Annotated in this window: 1 protein-coding gene; it reads right to left on the bottom strand. The window is 42.0% G+C overall.

From position 1 onward, the window contains the following. Positions 1-97 precede the first annotated feature (97 nt). Positions 98-1,045 (bottom strand): IS30 family transposase, encoded by a 948-nt coding sequence (locus tag AB0N03_RS52410; protein ID WP_003130410.1) that lies wholly within the window; start codon positions 1,043-1,045, stop codon positions 98-100. Positions 1,046-1,303: the final 258 nt, after the last annotated feature.

A 1,303-nucleotide genomic window follows, 5' to 3' on the forward strand; every position in this document is an offset into this window, starting at 1 on the left:
GGAAGCCAAATTGCAGATAAAGAAAGCAGACACCTTTTATTTATTGGTGATGGTTCACTTCAACTTACAGTGCAAGAACGCAAATTGCAAGTCCAAGTTAGCCAGCCAAGCTCATCTCATATGAACTCTTATAGTTGAACATTTTTCTTGGATAATGGTTCATCCAATACTCGATAGCGGCGACTTCTTCAGGGGTCGTCTTTGTTGTGCCTTTTGGCAGATGCCTACGAATCATTCGGTTATGGTTTTCATTCGTCCCTCGCTCAAAGCTCGCGTAGGCGTGTGCATAGTAAACTGGACAGCTTACGACCTCAGAGAGCCTTGCAAATTCATGGCCATTGTCAGGGGTAATGGATTTGAAGTCATAACTTTTTTGAAGTTCCACCAGCTCATCATTGACCGCCTGTGCTGTTTTCCCATCAATCAAGCGAATGATCTCCGTGCGGTATTTTCGCTCTGTGAGCGTCAAAAGCACCTTGTTCTTAGCTCTCGTAAGAATGACCGTGTCAATCTCGTAATGCCCCACTTCTAAGCGATTGTTAATGAACTCAGGCCGTTCTTCAATAGACTTACCAAAAGGATGCTTTGGCGCACGAGGTTTGATTTTCTTTGCCGCCTTATACTGCGGATAGAAAAGATGATGACGCTTGGCTTCTAACCAGCCCCAGTTGACCCAATTGTAGAGGCTGCTCAGAGAAACTCCTTTTAGAGCCTGATGAATGACTTCCAAAGAGTCCTTGTCTTCTTTAAGACGTGTACTCACATAACAATCAATCTCAGTCGTGAGTTTACTCGGACGAACACTGTGAGCCCTCAATCCTTCATAATTTTCTTGAGCCTTTTTAGCAGAGTATTTTACCTTCCGCTTGAGCTGGATTTCCCCTCGCTTCATCTCTCTGTCAATCGTCCCATGAGCTTTATTCAATAAGCGCGCAATCTCACGGTTGCTCAGTCCTTCTTTATTGTGCCAACGTTCAATGTTTAAACGGTCTTGATTGGTCAGGTGTTTCCCTTTGCTCTGGCTTGTGATAGAATAGTCTTGCATCTGAATTTCCTTTTTATACTATTTGGTCGAACTTCTAGTATAAGAGATTCAGATGTTTTTTGCTTGACTCAAGGTGGCTAACTTCATTTTACAATTTGCGAATTTATTATTTATTTATCTCTGATAATGGCCACACACAGGTCCAATTAATCAATTTTTTTATCATCAAAGGGCAGTAAAAAATGTGACCAATCCAAAAATTATACCTGGAAAGTTTGCCGTTGCCAAAGCTAAATCTCTAGGCTTTTTGCCAATTCC

This window comes from Amycolatopsis sp. NPDC051061, assembly GCF_040682935.1.
Lineage (GTDB): Bacteria > Actinomycetota > Actinomycetes > Mycobacteriales > Pseudonocardiaceae > Amycolatopsis.

Coding starts and splice junctions, on each gene's coding strand:
- AB0N03_RS52410 (WP_003130410.1), bottom strand. CDS start 1,045: ATGCAAGACTATTCTATCACAAGCCAGAGCAAAGGGAAACACCTGACC.